The sequence below is a fragment of the Zhaonella formicivorans genome (genome assembly GCF_004353525.1).
Lineage (GTDB): Bacteria > Bacillota > DUOV01 > DUOV01 > Zhaonellaceae > Zhaonella > Zhaonella formicivorans.
The window spans coordinates 1825461-1841595 of sequence record NZ_CP085524.1 but is presented as its reverse complement, the minus strand read 5'-3'; the positions used below and the strand labels follow the sequence as shown (position 1 = coordinate 1841595).

14 protein-coding genes and 1 pseudogene are annotated in these 16135 nt (G+C 45.6%); all 15 read left to right on the top strand.

What is annotated here, in order from left to right; genetic code table 11:
* The first annotated feature begins 5 nt into the window (after positions 1–5).
* The 15 genes and pseudogenes from EYS13_RS09100 to EYS13_RS09030 all read left to right on the top strand — a co-directional run bounded on the left by EYS13_RS09100 (position 6) and on the right by EYS13_RS09030 (position 16110).
* Positions 6–1577, top strand: coding sequence for a hydantoinase/oxoprolinase N-terminal domain-containing protein (locus EYS13_RS09100; RefSeq protein ID WP_227761931.1), 1572 nt, complete (start codon positions 6–8; stop codon positions 1575–1577).
* A 140-nt stretch (positions 1578–1717) separates the two neighbouring features.
* Positions 1718–2893: a pyridoxal phosphate-dependent aminotransferase gene (locus EYS13_RS09095; protein WP_227761930.1), complete on the top strand. Its 1176-nt coding sequence runs from the start codon at positions 1718–1720 to the stop codon at positions 2891–2893.
* A gap of 185 nt (positions 2894–3078) precedes the next feature.
* Positions 3079–3819, top strand: coding sequence for a flavodoxin family protein (locus EYS13_RS09090; RefSeq protein ID WP_227761928.1), 741 nt, complete (start codon positions 3079–3081; stop codon positions 3817–3819).
* A 112-nt stretch (positions 3820–3931) separates the two neighbouring features.
* Positions 3932–4351 carry a 4Fe-4S dicluster domain-containing protein gene (locus EYS13_RS09085; protein WP_227761926.1) on the top strand — a complete coding sequence of 140 codons (420 nt, stop codon included), beginning with the start codon at positions 3932–3934 and terminating at the stop codon, positions 4349–4351.
* 16 nt (positions 4352–4367) lie between these two features.
* Positions 4368–6275, top strand: coding sequence for an aldehyde ferredoxin oxidoreductase family protein (locus EYS13_RS09080; RefSeq protein WP_227761924.1), 1908 nt, complete (start codon positions 4368–4370; stop codon positions 6273–6275).
* Positions 6276–6326: 51 nt separating this feature from the next.
* Positions 6327–7454 carry an S-methyl thiohydantoin desulfurase family protein gene (locus tag EYS13_RS09075; RefSeq protein WP_227761923.1) on the top strand — a complete coding sequence of 376 codons (1128 nt, stop codon included), beginning with the start codon at positions 6327–6329 and terminating at the stop codon, positions 7452–7454.
* 22 nt (positions 7455–7476) lie between these two features.
* Positions 7477–7740: a MoaD/ThiS family protein gene (locus EYS13_RS09070; RefSeq protein WP_227761922.1), complete on the top strand. Its 264-nt coding sequence runs from the start codon at positions 7477–7479 to the stop codon at positions 7738–7740.
* A 12-nt stretch (positions 7741–7752) separates the two neighbouring features.
* A complete protein-coding gene (locus EYS13_RS09065; RefSeq protein ID WP_227761921.1) occupies positions 7753–8724 on the top strand; it encodes an aminopeptidase in 972 nt (323 codons plus the stop codon).
* A gap of 6 nt (positions 8725–8730) precedes the next feature.
* On the top strand, positions 8731–9390 hold the full coding sequence (locus tag EYS13_RS09060) for a bifunctional 4-hydroxy-2-oxoglutarate aldolase/2-dehydro-3-deoxy-phosphogluconate aldolase (RefSeq protein WP_227761920.1): 660 nt from the start codon (positions 8731–8733) through the stop codon (positions 9388–9390).
* Positions 9383–10333, top strand: a complete 951-nt coding sequence (locus EYS13_RS09055) for a sugar kinase (RefSeq protein ID WP_227761919.1) — start codon at positions 9383–9385, stop codon at positions 10331–10333. The genes EYS13_RS09060 and EYS13_RS09055 overlap by 8 nt, the downstream gene beginning before the upstream one ends.
* Positions 10334–10345: 12 nt before the next feature.
* Positions 10346–10975: a bifunctional 4-hydroxy-2-oxoglutarate aldolase/2-dehydro-3-deoxy-phosphogluconate aldolase gene (locus EYS13_RS09050; RefSeq protein WP_227761918.1), complete on the top strand. Its 630-nt coding sequence runs from the start codon at positions 10346–10348 to the stop codon at positions 10973–10975.
* Between the two features lie 72 nt (positions 10976–11047).
* Positions 11048–12463, top strand: a pseudogene (locus EYS13_RS09045) (sigma-54 interaction domain-containing protein); the annotation flags it as partial.
* 103 nt (positions 12464–12566) lie between these two features.
* Positions 12567–13583 (top strand): sugar ABC transporter substrate-binding protein, encoded by a 1017-nt coding sequence (locus EYS13_RS09040; RefSeq protein WP_227761916.1) that lies wholly within the window; start codon positions 12567–12569, stop codon positions 13581–13583.
* Between the two features lie 84 nt (positions 13584–13667).
* A complete protein-coding gene (locus tag EYS13_RS09035; RefSeq protein WP_227761915.1) occupies positions 13668–15182 on the top strand; it encodes a sugar ABC transporter ATP-binding protein in 1515 nt (504 codons plus the stop codon).
* On the top strand, positions 15175–16110 hold the full coding sequence (locus EYS13_RS09030) for an ABC transporter permease (protein WP_227761914.1): 936 nt from the start codon (positions 15175–15177) through the stop codon (positions 16108–16110). Before EYS13_RS09035 ends, EYS13_RS09030 begins: the two co-directional genes overlap by 8 nt.
* The last annotated feature ends 25 nt before the right edge of the window (positions 16111–16135 follow it).

Here is a 16135-nt window from a genome sequence, read left to right as displayed (position 1 = left end):
GAGTTTTGGCCCTTAAAATTGGTGTTGATGTAGGCGGGACTAACACTGACGCAGTTATTGTCGATCATAAATGTAGAGTTTTAGGAGCGGAAAAAGTTCCTACCACTAAAAATGTAGGAGAAAGCATCTACAGAGCGTTGGACCGGGTGCTGAGTTCCTCGGGGGTAAACCCGCAAGAAATAAAGTACCTGATGATGGGAACAACTCAGTGTCGAAATGCAATTTTGGAAAGCCGTCATTTAGCTAAAATAGGGATTTTAAGGTTGGGCGCCCCTGCCGGTTTGGCAGTAGAGCCCTTATATACATGGCCTGAAGAACTAAAAAATGCTGTGGGCAATAACTGGGCTATTGTTAACGGCGGGGTGGAGTATGATGGTACCTTAATAAGTCCTGTGAACCCCGAAGAGATTAGCGAAGTATTATATGACTTTAAAAGAAAAGGAATAGAGGCACTGGCGGTAAGTTCTATTTTTTCCCCGGTATCCTACGAGCAGGAAATCAGGGTGAAACAGCTAGCCCAAAAAATTTTCGGTCCTGCTTTCCCTATTACTTTGTCCCATGAGGTCGGAAGTATAGGCCTGTTGGAGAGGGAAAACTCTGCGGCCCTTAACGCTGCGATAAGCAAAGTTGCGGCGGAAGCAGCTAATGGTTTAGAAGAAGCGTTAAGATTGCGGGGTATAGAGGCAAAAACATTTTTCAGTCAGAACGACGGCACCCTGATGAGCTTGGAATATGCCAAGAAGTTTCCTGTACTTACTATTTGTTCCGGGCCAAGCAATAGTTTAAGAGGAGCTGCCTTTTTAAGTGGTCTTACTAACTGCATAGTGGTGGATGTTGGCGGCACTTCAACGGATATAGGAGTTATGATTAATGGCTTTCCCAGAGAATCGGCGGATCCGGTCGAGCTCGGGGAAGTCAAAACCAATTTTCGCATGCCTGATTTGATTTCTTTAGCTATTGGTGGCGGCTCTGTGGTTGAAGAAGTTGATGGTGTGTTAAAAATCGGGCCCAGGAGTTTAGGTTACAAATTAACTACCGATGGACTGGCCTGGGGAGGAGCAACTTTTACCGTTACAGATGCTTTTTTAGCTTGCAGGCAAGATAATGTGGGTTACCCCGGGGCTGATTTATCTAACCTGCGGAATGTCGATACAAAATTTGGAGAAAAAGTTCTGCACAAGATATTGCTCGATGTGGAAATGGCAGTTGAGAAAATTAAGATACGCCCGGGGCCAATCCCCATAGTAGTGGTAGGCGGAGGCAGTTTGCTTCTCCCGAACAAAATCGGAGATGTAGAGGTAATTCGCCCAAGATATTATCAGTATGCTAATGCTTTAGGCGCTGCAATAGCTCAAGTTAGCGCCGAGGTTGATAGGATATGGGCGCTGGGCGATGTAAAAAGGGAAGAAGCGTTGGAGCAGACCCAAAAGCAAGCTTTAAAAAAAGCAGTTTCCGCCGGAGCTGATCCCGGTTCAGTCAAGGTGGTCGACGTGGAGGAAGTACCGTTGCCATATATGCCCCAAAGAGCTGTTAGAATAAAGGTTAAAGCAATTGGATACTTAGCAGAGGTTGAATAACTTGCTATTATTTTACACATGAAAAGTATGTCCTAAAAGCAGGAAAATTCTCATTTGAGAAAGAGTTATGAGCAAAATTTTTGGAGATTAGGTTAAAGCGATTGGATGCTTTTCAGAGACTTCCTAAAGAGGTGATAATTTTGCACAAGTTTGTTTCAGAAAGGGCAGCAGGAATACCGGCTTCCAGCATACGTAAAATGTTCAACATTGCCCAGGGTATGGAAGATGTTGTGAACCTGGGAATAGGCGAACCGGATTTTACAACACCCGGACATATAATCGAAGAATCAATGCTCGGTGCTAAAGCAGGGGCAACCCACTACACCCACAACGCCGGATACATTGAGTTGAGGAAGCTGATAGCAAAAGAGACGGAGGAACTAATCAACCAGTTCGTTGATCCGGAGAACGAAGTGATAGTTACTATCGGCGCCATGGGAGCGCTTTCCTTAAGTATGCTGGCTGTAATAAACCCAGGAGACGAAATCATTGTACAGGAACCTTTATGGTCCAATTATGTCTCTCATTGTCTGCTTGCCGGGGGACAGCCGGTTACGGTTCCGGTTTATGAAGATGATGATTTTAATCTCAAAGCAGAAGAAATTGAAAGAAAAATCACAGCCAGGACTAAAGCTATTTTAATAAATTCACCCTGCAACCCAACGGGCGCAGTGATGAGCCGGGAGAATTTGGAAGATATAGCAGAACTGGTACGCAAGTATGATTTGCTGGTGATCTCTGATGAGGTGTATGACCGCATTGTTTATGACGGGACAAAACATGTAAGCATTGCAAGCCTTCCCGGAATGAAAGAGCGGACTGTCATTATTAACAGCTTTTCCAAGACTTACGCTATGACTGGTTGGCGCGTAGGTTATGCGGTAGTTCCATCTGAAATTCAAAAGCCGATGGTTAAACTGCAGGAAAGCATTGTAGCTTGCGCCCCTTCCATTTCCCAAAAGGCAGCAATAACAGCCCTGCAAAGTTCACGAGAGCAGGTGCAGGAAATGATAAACAGCTACGACCGGCGCAGGAAGCTATTGGTGGAAGGACTACAACAGGTCCCGGGCTTTTCCTGTAAGCTGCCAAAAGGTACTTTCTACCTTTTTGCTAACATTAAACAACTTGGCAGAAGTTCAGAAGAAGTTGCTATGGACCTTTTAACTAAAGCTAGGGTTGTTACCGTACCCGGTTCTGGATTTGGTCAGGCGGGTGAGGGTTACTTAAGGTTCTCCTTTGCTAATTCTGAGGACAACATTAAGAAAGCAGTAGAGAGGATCGACAAGTTTGTTCGTCAAGAATATGGTTTAAGCTGATGTACTAGAGTACCTTCTGCTTAGCCTCTGGCTTTCAGTTGTACGCGCTTCTGTTAATCCTCAGTCATCAGTCGCCAGTCAAGTCACCAGTTGCCAGTCACCAGTAATTTCGGCTAAAAACTGGGGACTAGGGACTGGGGGCTGAGGATTATTTTTTGTAATTTGAATTAAAGGAGGCAAATTCATTGTTAAAAGTTTTAGGAATTTGCGGCAGTCCCAGGGATGGAAACAGCAAGTATTTACTTGAAGAAGCATTGGAAGCTGCCAAAAGTATACCGCAATTTGAAGTTTTTACCGACTATTACTCGGTAAGGGGCAAAAAACTGGCTCCCTGTGTCATGTGCCAAAAATGCGCTGATAATGGCGGGGTCTGCATTATCAAAGATGACTTTAACGAGTTTGTTGAAAAATGGATTGAAGCCGATGTAGTCCTTTACTCCGTACCGGTTTATCACATGGGTATTCCTGCCCAATTAAAAGCGGCTTTAGACCGGTTAGGAAACAGTCTGTTTGGCAGATACTCCAAAAACTTTTCGCCTGAAGCGGTTACCCTGCCAAAAAGTCTGAAAGTCATTGGGGCAATAGCGCAAGGGGCCCACGTTTTCTCAGGGCAAGAACATACAATCACCGATCTGATCAACCATGCATTAATTATGGGATGTGTGCCGGTAACAGGAGATATGTGGGAAGCCTATATTGGCGCCGGCGGTTGGACTTATAACGACATTGACCGGAACGCAATTAAAAAACAGGTTGCGGAAAATAAGTTTGATGCGTTAGTGGCTGTAAAAGCCAGCCGCGCTTTGGCCAAAAGGGCTGTGGAATTGGCGGGACTGCTTAAAGCAGGAGCCCGTGTACAATCTGAATACTTGAAAAAAGACCCTGTATATATTCCCTTGTTAGAACGTCTTGCTGTCTCTGAATAATTTGTTTCAATTGTCGAAACTTACTTAGAATTTAATGACATGTCAGTTAAGGGTTTAAATCATCTTTGAACATTAGTGCTCAATAAAGCTTGATATTCAAAGGAGGGAAAAAATGAGCAAGTTTATTTCTGTAAATGCAGCCAACTGTACCGGGTGTAAAGCGTGTATGCTGGCTTGCTCTTTTGCCCATGAGGGAGAATCGGGGTACAGTTTGGCCCGATTAAAGATTAAGAAAAATGAGCCTGTTGAAGAATGTTTCCCTGTAGTATGCCATCAGTGTGAGGAAGCCCACTGCCAAAAAGCATGTCCTGTTGGTGCTATTGTAGAAAATGAAAAAAATGGTGTTCTAATAGTTCTGGAAGAAGAATGTATTGGGTGTCAGGCTTGTGTCGATGCCTGCCCATATGGCGCAATGTTTTTCTTAGCAAGCAAAAATGTGGCGGCCAAGTGCGACCTCTGCGGAGGGGACCCGGCTTGTATTCAAGCCTGCAAGCTTCCGGGCTGTCTCGAACTGGCGTCAAATAGCCAATAATGAGGGAGGGAAACCGGTGTCCTACCAATTGAAAATATTGCATGTCAATTTAACAACAGGTGAAATCTTGACAGAGACTATTCAGGAAAAAATATCGAAGGCTTTTCTCGGTTCCAGGGGAATTAATGCAAAGCTCCTTTGGGATAATGTCAAGCCAGGTATTGATCCTTTGGGCGAAGATAATGTATTGATCTTTGGAGCAGGGGCTTTAAGCGGTACGCCTGCACCATGCAGCGGCAGGACCACCGTCACCTGTAAGAGCCCTGCAACCGGGTTGTATTTAAAAACAAACGTAGGAGGCCACTGGGGTGCTGAACTGCGTTTTGCCGGGTTTGATCACCTGGTGGTCTATGGGAAAAGTCCAAAACCGGTATATATTCTGATCAAAGACAGTCGTGTAGAAATCAAAGATGCTTCGGATCTATGGGGCAAGGATGTCCGGGAAACAACTGAGACATTAAAGTCCAAAGAGAATATCCCTGATTTGCAGGTAGCTTGCATTGGACCTGCCGGCGAAAATCTGGTTAAAATGGCCGCCATTATGTGTTCCATCTACAATGCCGCGGCCAGGGGCGGGGCCGGTGCGGTCATGGGTTCCAAAAATTTAAAGGCGGTAGCAGTAAAAGGTTCCGGCGCCATAAAATACGCCCGTCCGGAAGAGTTCGGAAAAGTGGCAGTTGAAACCAGGGAAGCAGTTTATAACGATTCGGGAGCCGCCGGGCTGCACCGCTTCGGAACTTCAGGCAGCACACTTCCGGTGAACGAAATAAAGGCCTACCCGACAAAAAATTTCCAAAGAGGCCATTTTGAAGGTGCTGAGAAGCTTAGCGGCAATTACTTGGAAGACTCGGGGCTATTAAAAAGGAAAGTAGGCTGCAATGGCTGTGTGATTAGCTGTCATCGCTATAACGAGGTTACTGCAGGCAAGTACACGGGCTCCTACGCCGGTGGTCCGGAATATGAAACCCTCAGTGCTTTAGGTGCTGGATGTGGTGTAGACGAAGTTGAAGCAGTGCTCAAGGCAAACGAGCTGTGCAATATCCTGGGTATGGATACTATTTCCGTTGGTGCGGTCATTCAGTGGGCCATGGAATGTTTTGAAAAAGGTGTAATCAGCAAAGAAGAAGCAGGGATGGATTTGTCCTGGGGCAATGGGGAGGCCGTAGTCCAGCTGACCCGACAAATTGCCTACCGGGAAGGATTAGGCGCTGTACTGGCGGAGGGTGTTAAAAAAGCTGCCGAAAAAATAGGCCAAGATTCCTGGAAATGGGCAATTGAAGTAAAAGGCCTGGAACAGTCGCGGGTTGAGACGCGCTCCTCAAACGCATATGCGCTGGCTTTTGCTGTAAACCCAAGGGGTGCGGACCACCTCCACACTGAATGTTATGCTGAATTCGGCTTAAGCCCTGAAGCACGGGCGGTAATTAAAGAAATTACCGGCGATGAAAAATATGCAAATCCTTACCTTATTGAAAAAAGAGCGGAAATTGTCCGTTGGCACGAGGACTGCTACGCGGCAACAGACTGTTTAGGTTTTTGTGCCTTCAGTTCCACAGCTTTATATGGTGTTACCCCGGAAAGAATGGCAAAGCTTTACTCAGCGGCTTTTGGGATAGACATGAGCGAAGAAGAGTTGATGGAAGCAGGCCGCCGCATCGTGACATTGGAAAAATGTTTCAATGTCCGGGAAGGTGCTACCAGAGAATTGGATACTGCGCCTTACCGACTGATGCATGAAGAATTACCTGAAAGAAAAGGCGAGGGCGCAATCTTAACAAAGGATAAGCTGGACAGGATGCTTGACGAATATTATGAGCTGCATAACTGGGATAAGGCAACCAGCTGGCCTAAAGAAGAAACATTAAAGGCCTTAGGGCTGGAAAATGTGGCTGTTGAACTAAAAAAAATGAACCGCTTGCCGTAGGAGCAGCAAAATCCAGTTTAAGTTGACAACTTGTTAAACGGAGGAGTAAAAGTGGCTGAATACATTATAAAAATGGAAGATGTAGACCCTTTGATGGAAGGCCTTGCCATTTTGGGCACCGGAGGCGGGGGAAACCCGGAATGGGGCAGGGCAATTATGAAAAAGGATTTGGAAGCGGGTAAAGAGTACAAAATCGTGGACCCGGAGGATGTGGCAGATGACGCCCTCATAACTTCGGGAGGCATAATGGGTTCAGTTAAAACTCTGGAAAGCATGAGTATGGAAGAGCTGTTAAAAGGCTGGGACGAGCGTTTCGAAATAGTTGAAGCTTTGAAATGTTTGGAGCGGCTTTATAACAGAAAAGTGAGCCATATCGTGCCTTTTGAAGTAGGAGGATTAAACACCCCTGTGATGTTTGCTGTAGCAGCCAGGACAGGCATTACTGTAATTAACGGTGATGCCCTGGGACGGTGTGCCCCTGAGACACAGATGACTAGTTTCATCGGTCACGGCATATCCCTTACCCCTATGCCGCTGGCAGACCATAAGGGGAATACAATTATTGTTACAGAAAGTGCCAATTCCATTTTTCCTGACCAGATTGGTCGTTGGATGGTAACAAATGGCGGAGGGTTAGGAGGTAATGTCCATTACCCCATGAGCGGTGCCGAGCTCAAGCGTGCGGTGGTGCCCAAAACTATTACCAAAGCAATGGAAATAGGCAAGATCGTTATTAAGGCCCGAGAAAAAGGCCAGGACCCGGTTAAAGCATTTATTGAGTATTCCAATGGAATCCACTTCTTAAAAGGACAAGTAGTAAAAGTGTCCGGGGAAGACCGTGGGGGTTTCTATTTGACAGTGGTGGAACTGCAGGGACAAGGTCTGTTTGAGGGACACCAAGCCAAATTAGTAATCAAAAATGAAACAATGGCCCTTTGGGTGGACGGAGAGTTGAAAGTCTTGTTCCCGGATATGGTCTGCATGCTGACTGAAGATGGCAGGGGTATCATGAGTGTTGAGATTAAAGAGGGAATGGTTATGAATTTAGTGGGCATGCCCTGCCATCCCCGGCTGCGCGCCAGTGCAACCTCAGACATCGGGCAAGAAGCTTTCAGCCCTGCCCGTTATGGTTTTCCCGAATTAGTATACCAGCCGTTGGAGGAACTTAATAAGAAATAGTTCCATCAAAGGGGTGGTGCAGGTGATTAAAATTGTTTTCAAATACTTGGCAGGGGTGGAACAACACTTAGTTAATGCGCCGGCAGAACTGGAATTGGATGAGCATACTCCAGTTAGCAAGGTGCTGGAGTTTCTATCTGGCTTGCAAGGGGAGAAAATGGAACAGTTTTTTAACGCTAAACTGGTGATTTTAAACGGCAAAAATATACGGTATTTAGACGGCTACCAGACAACATTGCAGGAAGATGGAACAATCACCATCATGCCGTTGTTGGCTGGAGGTTAAAGGGAGAGTACAATGCAGGTCTTGGAAGCGGCAGAAAAGGCGTTGAGTGGGTGTTTAAAAATTTCAAAAGGCGAAAAGGCACTGGTAGTATCAGACCGGACAGACTGCCAGGTGGCTCTGGCTTTATACCAGGCAGCGGAGAAATTAGGGGCTGAGCCTGCATTTATAAAATTCAAGCCCAGGCAAAATCATGGTGAAGAGCCGCCGTCACCTGTAGCAGCAGCCATGGCGGCCAGTGATGTGATCGTAATGCCTACTGACAAATCCCTAAGTCATACCAATGCTCGAAAAAATGCATGTGCCAAAGGGGCCCGGGTAGCCAGCATGCCCACGATCACAATGGAGCTTTTTCTGAGAGCCATGGCCGCCGACTACCATGGGATTGCAAAACGAACAAAATTATATGGGGAATTTTTATCCAAAGGTAATTTTGTACAAATCACCAGCCCGGCAGGAACAGATTTGACGTTTTCCATTGCAGGCCGGACAGCCGAGCTGGATACGGGTATCTTGGACAAACCCGGAATGAGCAGCAACCTGCCGGCTGGAGAAGCATTTATAGCCCCTGTTGAAGGTACGGCTCAAGGAATACTGGTTTTTGACGGTTCCTTGGCCGGCGTGGGTCTGTTAAAAGAGCCACTGGTCTTAGAGGTGAAAGATGGTTACGTTCAGAAAGTCGTTTCCGGGGGCCAGGGCAAAGAATCGTTGGAAAGAATGTTGAAGCAAAAGCCTGTTGCTGCCAGGAACATTGGAGAGTTTGGCATTGGGACCAATGACAAAGCGCAGCTCTCAGGCAACATCCTGGAAGATGAAAAAGTGCTGGGTACAGTTCATGTTGCCCTGGGGGCCAACCATACCTTTGGAGGCAATGTCGAAGTGGATTTTCATGTAGACGGCATTATCTTAAACCCTACAGTAAAAATAGACAGCAAAATAATAATGGATAATGGGAAGCTTTTCGCTGAGGAACTTCCCCGGGAGTAGAAGAATATGCAAAAGGTTCTTGATATTATTAAGGATACTGGTTTAGTAGCAATTATCAGGGGTATTAATATTGACTCCATAAAGCATACTGTGCAAAGCCTGGCTGCCGGAGGAGTTAGGGTACTGGAGGTAACCTTTAACACTCCGGGGGCGGAAGAAATGATCCGGTATTTAAGTAAGTTACCTGAAACTGAGATTATGGTCGGCGCGGGGACTGTATTAGATGTTGAAACAGCAAAAATTGCGATTCAAGCCGGAGCACGTTTTATGTTATGCCCCCATTTGGACCCACAAATAATTGAACTTGGATATAGTGCCGGCATACCTGTAATTCCGGGAGTCTTCTCACCTTCCGAGTTTGTGGAAGCTTGGAAGGCGGGAGCAGAGATGGTAAAAGTTTTTCCAGCGGCCACTTTAGGCGCAGAAACTATAGCTTCGGCATTAGCGCCGCTTGCTCCGGTGGAAATAATGGCTGTTGGCGGAGTAACGCTAAACAATGCCGGCCAATTTATCGAAGCCGGCAGCGCCGCCTTAGGAGTGGGCAGCGAACTAGTGGACAAGAAAGCTTTGACAGCAGGTGATTATGAAGCCATAACGTTAAAGGCAAAAAAATTTTTCACCCAAATACAAGAGGCGAGGGCCAAAAGGGGGGGAATAAATGCCTGAAGTCGTAACATTAGGAGAAACCATGGTTTTGTTCAACCCTGTTGAAAACAGCCCCTTGCGCTATGTGCACTATTTTTCTAAGCATGTGGCCGGAGCGGAATCTAACGTCGCTATCGGTTTAACAAGATTGGGACATAGTGTAGGGTGGATCAGCAGACTGGGCAATGATGAATTCGGCCGGTATATTTATAATTTCCTGCGAGGCGAAGGAGTTGACGTTTCGCAGGTGAAGTTTGACCCTGCGGCACCTACGGGAATATTCTTTAAAGAACGCCTTGGGTTAGGTGAAACAAAAGTATATTACTACCGCCGGGATTCAGCAGCCAGCCGCCTTAAGCCGGAAGATTTAGACAGGGAATATATTGCCGGAGCCCGGTACCTGCATATTACGGGCATTACCCCGGCCCTTAGCCCTACCTGTTATGAAACTGTTAAAGCTGCTGTAAATATGGCAAAAGAAGCAGGGGTCAAGGTAATCCTGGACCCGAACATCCGACTAAAACTTTGGAGCAAAGAAGAGGCAAGAAAAGTTATACTTGAACTCTGTTCTAAAGCAGATATCATTTTGCCTGGTTTGAGTGAAGGTGAAATACTTCTGGGGAAAAACACACCGGAAGACATAGCAAAAGAGTTGCTGGGTCTTGGAGCCCAGATAGTGGTGGTGAAGATTGGGGCCGGGGGCGCTTATTACGCCTCACCTGATGAAGAGGGCTTGGAGCCCGGGTTTCGTTTGCCGCAAGTAATTGATAATGTAGGAGCGGGGGATGGCTTTGCCGCAGGTTTTATAGCTGGGATCTTAAAAGGTACAACTTTGAAAGAAGCAGTCCGGATAGCCAACGCAGTTGGCGCTTTTGCCACAACGGTCAAAGGCGATATTGAAGCCCTTCCCACTCTGGAGCAGTTAGAGTCGTTCCTGGGTACAAGGAAGCAAGTGGACCGATAGAGAGGGATAGTTATGTCAAAAATAAAAATTTTGCAAAAGATCTACGGGCAGAAAATAATTGCAGTATGCCGGGGCATTGGGCCTAATGAAATCCTTCCTGTTGTACAAGCTCTTTTACGGGGAGGAATAAGCATTGTAGAGATAACCGCTGATACTCCAGGGGCTGTAATTGCAGTTGAAAAAGTAGTTAATGAATATAAGGACAGTGTTGTAGTAGGTTTAGGTACTGTGCTGGAAGCGGGTACTGCCCTGAAGGGAATATTAGCTGGTGCGGAGTTTATTGTAAGTCCTGTATATGATCAGGAGACGGTAGCGCTGGCAAACAAACATGGTAAGGTGTCAATAGCAGGAGCCCTGACCCCTACGGAGATAATAAATTCCTATCAGAATGGTGCTGACCTTGTGAAGGTATTTCCGGCCAATTTGGGGCTGGAGTATTTTAAGGCTTTGAGGGGTCCTTTAAGCAATTTACCGTTAGTCCCAAGCGGCGGCATTAGTGAGCACAATCTAAAACAATATATTGAAGCAGGTGCTGCTGCCGTTTGCATAGGTGGAAGTTTAACTGACAGGCGCCTATTGACTGAAGGTAATTATCAGGAAATTACACAAAGGGCTGCAACACTTGTTCGAGCAATTCAGTGAGCCTATTTGGGGAGAGAAAAGTAGAGTCAGAGAGTCAGCAGTGATTGAAGCTGTGACACAGGCCATGGAGGTAAGTCAATGACTCAGAGCTCGCAAAAACGGAAAGAACCTGTAAGCTTAAACGAAACTCATGAATTGTTACAGGCTATTATCCAATCTACTCAGGATGCTATTTCCGTGGTAGATGAAAATGGAATGGGTCTTTTAATCAATCCTGCGTATACCAAACTCATTGGACTTACTGAGGAGGAAGTTCTTCATAAGCCTGCTACGGTGGATATTGCTGAGGGTGAGAGTGTGCACCTCAAAGTTCTTAAGACGGGAGAGGCTATAAAAGGTGCACAGATGAAAGTGGGACCAGCTAAAAAGGAAGTGCTGGTGGACGTAGCTCCATTAATAGTTAACGGAAAGTTAAAGGGCAGCGTGGCAGTGATCCATGATGTATCTGAGATCCGGCGCCTTTCTGATGAATTGGACCGTGCAAAAAGCATTATCAGGCGGCTTGAGGCTAAGTACACGATGGAAGATATTGCGGGTATTAGTCCACCAATTATCAGAGCAAAAGAAGAAGCCCTGCGGGCGGCAGGAACTCCTGCTACAGTTTTGTTGAGGGGCGAAAGCGGTACGGGAAAAGAACTGTTTGCCCATGCCATTCACCAGGCCAGCAACAGAAGCAGCAAACCGTTTATTAGGGTTAATTGTGCAGCTGTTCCGGATAACTTGCTGGAGAGTGAGCTTTTTGGTTACGAAGAGGGTGCTTTTACCGGAGCCAGAAAGGGAGGGCGAAAAGGTTATTTTGAGGAAGCAGACGGGGGTACACTGTTTCTGGATGAGATTGGGGAAATCCCTGTTAACCTTCAAGCCAAGCTGCTCCGAGCCCTGCAGGAAAAAGAGATTGTTCGCATTGGTAGCAACAAGGCGCGTGCGGTTGATGTACGTGTTATAGCTGCCACCAATGCTAACTTGGAAGAAAAAATAAAAAAAGGCGAGTTCAGGGAAGACCTCTTTTACCGACTTAATGTGATGCCTATTTATATACCTCCTTTAAGAGAAAGGAAAGGGGATCTCCCGGTACTCTCCCGGGTTTTAATAAACAAGCTCAACAGAGAATATGGCCGTATGGTAGAGGGGATTACCCCGGAGGCTATTGATTACCTTGACAGGTATTGGTGGCCGGGAAATGTGAGAGAACTGGAAAATGTGCTGGGACGAGCAATTATCAATATGCAGATGCAGGAAACAACGATAGGGTTAGAACATTTGCCCCCTCTGGGGGCAGCCAGGCAACAAGTGGATTCTGACCCTCAAGGATATACCGGAGAAACTTTTCGCAAGTTAAAAGAAGCATGGGAGAGGGATTTGCTAAAAAAAGTTTTAGCAGCTCACAACGGTAACCGGACTGCAACTGCTAAAAGCCTTGGTATTTCAATACGAAGTTTGCACTATAAACTGAAAACTTATGGGTTGGAATTAGAAGGTCCTGGTTAATTTCTACCCGCAAATACTCTGAAAAGGAGGGGATAACCTTAATTGTCGTAAGAAGTGAGTTGCGTCTTAAAACCAAATAAAAATATTTGAGGAGGTTAAAAAAATGTTGCGTAAATGGTTTTCAATTATTATGGTTCTCGTGTTGGTTTTGTCAATCGTTGGCTGTTCAGCCCAAACTGCAAACAACGCCGGTGACTCTACTTCAACCGGAACAGAGACCCAGCAGGAGTCGGACAAGTCACAAGGAGAAACACCCAAGGGGAATAAGGATATTAAAGTTGGAATTGTTGTAAATGGTCAAGGAAACTTTTTTAATACCGGTATCTATCAAGAAACCATCCGGTTAGTTAAAGAAATGGGCGGCACTCCTGTCGCTTTGGACAGCCTTGGCCAGCGTGAAAAAATGTTAAGTGACCTGGAAAGCCTTATTCAACAGAATGTGGACGCGATTATTGTGCTTTTAGGCGACCCTACTTTCCTGGAACCGGCTTTAAAACAGGCTAAAGAAAAGAATATACCATGGATAAGCGTGGCCAGTGGTTTTCATCCTTTAGTAGACTTGCAAATTGACTCTAATGATTGGGCTAACGGCGCTAAGATAGGTGCTTACCTGGCTGCCAGACTGGGTGGAAAAGGGAAAATCGTAGAAATTTATGGCGACTTGATTATGCCTACCAGGGCTAGAGCTGAGGGTTTACGCGCTGTGTTAAAGGAATATCCGGAAATTCAAATTGTTGAAAGACACTCTTATGCTTGGCCCAATTTCTTGGATGATACAAGAAAATATATGGAAACTATATTGCAAAAATATCCTAACCCCGGCGACATTAGCGCTGTTTTTGCAGCATTCGACGGAGCGGGCATGGGAGCTGTTCAAGCGATTGAAGCCGCAGGCCGTAACGAGATCTTCGTAGTAGGTGTCGACGGTGATCCTGCTGCTTACGAGAATATGAGGAATAAAGGGGCATTTGCTGCCACTGCAGCCCATGATCTAAAAGGAATGGCTGAAAAAGCGGTAGAGTGGGCCTTTAAGCTGGCTCAAGGTGAAAAACCGCCAACAAAGATGATTTTTATTGACGGCCCGGTAATTACCCAGGAAAACGTTCCAGCAGCCGAGTAAGTTACTAAGCTTTTGTGCCCAACAAAGCCTAATCTGTAACTGGATCTTGTTGGGCACAAATTTTATTAGCAAGGGGGCAATGCTTTGCAGGACAACATTCTTGAAATGAACGCAATAACCAAGTTGTTTCCTGGTGTTAAAGCTCTGGATAGTATTAATTTTTCTTTGCGAAAAGGGGAAATCCATGCTTTAGTTGGTGAAAATGGCGCTGGGAAATCGACTTTAATTAAAATTCTGGGTGGAGTTTATTCTTATGATAGCGGAGAAATTTTAGTCGAAGGTAAAAAAGTAGAGTATAAAAGTCCAAGAGAAGCAGCAGACGTTGGAATAAGTATTATTCACCAGGATTTAAACCTTGTGCACTATATGAGTGTAGCTGAAAACCTATTCATGGGAAGAAAACCGCCCAAGAACGCTTTCGGCCTGGTTAACTGGAAAGAACTTAACAAGCAAAGCCGGGAAATGTTAGCTGTTGTTGGTTTGCAGGATATGGTGGATAAACCTGTGGGCCAACTGAGTGTGGCCCAACAGCAGTTGCTGCAGATAGGCCGTGGGTTGTCGAGGGGAGCAAAGCTGGTTGTTTTCGATGAACCTACTGCCTGTTTAAGCCGTACTGAGGTAGAAAATCTTTTTAAAGTAATACGTTCCTTAAAAGAAAAAGGAACTTCTGTGATCTACGTTTCTCACCGGATGGAGGAGATTTTTGAGCTGGCTGACCGTGTAACAGTATTAAGGGATGGAAAAATGGCAGGAGTATATAATATCCGTGAGGTTACAGTGCAGCAGATCATCAACAAAATGCTGGGCAAGGAAATGGTCAGCGATGGAGGTAGAGCAAGCTGTGTAACAGAAAAAGTGCTGTTAAAGGCAAGTGGACTTTCCTCTGATACCGGCGTGGAAGATGTAAGTTTTGAGCTCCACGAGGGAGAGGTCCTGGGCCTGGCCGGAGTTGTCGGCTCCGGAAGGACAGAAGTAGCCCGGCTTTTATTTGGCATAGACCAGTTGACCAGAGGAAGCATCGAAGTAGACGGGCAGGATTTAACAAAAAATTCCATCGGGAGAGCTATTAAGGCAGGCTTGGCGTTAGTGCCTGAGAACAGGCGTTCTGAAGGTCTGGTGACCAGTTTAAATGTTAAAGAAAACATTACCATGGTCAGCTTAAAAGACTTTTCCCGCGGTGGTTTAATCCAACATAAAAGGGAAGCACAGGTTGTCAAGAACTTGATCAATTCGCTCTCCATCAGGCCGGGAGTGCCCGGCAGGTTGACCAAGTACCTCAGTGGCGGCAACCAGCAGAAAGTAGTATTAGCCAAGTGGCTGGCTGGAAAGAAGCCGAAGGTTTTTATATTTGATGAACCTACACAGGGAATTGATGTGGGCTCAAAGGCGGAAGTCCATCAGCTAATTGACGATTTGGCAAAAAACGGAGCCGGTATTATATTGATTTCGTCCGATATGCAAGAACTGCTTAACTTAAGTGATAGAATTTTGGTTATGGTCCGGGGAAAGATAGTGAAAAGCTTAAGGAGAGAAGAAGCTACAGCAAATAAGATCTTGGAATATGCGATGAGAAAGGAGAATAATGCGCAAAATGAATAGCATGCGGATTTTAAAGAAATATGGAACTATACTAGGCTTTGTAATACTATGTATCATTTTTTCCCTCCTTTCTCCGGTGTTTTTAACGGTTTCTAACCTGACGATGGTATTGCTGCAGGGCAGCATGTTAACGATTATTGCTTTAGGTACAACGGCGGTAATGGCTGCCGGCGGCTTTGACATGTCCTTTGGTGCAGTTTGCGGTTTAGTCGGTGTGCTTGTAGCCGGCATGTTAGTGAAAGGGGTGCCTATAGTTTTAGCAATATTCATTGGTATACTTATAGGCGCATTCATGGGTAGCATTAATGGTCTTCTGGTAACCGTGGTAGGAATATCCGACTTTGTGGCAACATTGGCTACTATGTCTATTGCCAGGGGTCTTAACTATTTCTACACTAAGGGCGACCCAATTTTTATGGGTATTCCTCAAGAGTTTAAAATTATTGGACAAGGAAAAATTGGCTTGATCGGTTATCCGGTCATCATTATGTTTGTAATTTTAATTTGCCTGTATATTTTTATGAATCATACGGTAACTGGGCGGCAGATCTATGCAGTGGGTGGTAACAAGGTAGCTGCTAAAATTTCCGGTATTAATGTGCGCTGGATAAGAATTTTAACTTTTATTATTGGCGGTGCGGCAGCAGGTCTAACGGCAGTAATAGTAACATCCAGGTTGGGATCCGGCCAGCCGCTTGCCGGCGATGGTTTTTTAATGGACGGCCTGGCAGCGGTTTTCCTGGGGATGACCATGTTTAAGGAGGGTGAACCCCATATCATGGGTACCTTTTTCGGTGCTCTAATAATGGGTGTATTGGTAAATGGATTAAACCTCTTAGGGGTTCAGTATTTCTTCCAGGATATTTTAAAAGGGTTAATAATCCTTGCTGCTGTAGCTTTGACGGCTACCGGGCAGCCTAAGGACTAAAATAAATTTATCCTGAATAAGGCAA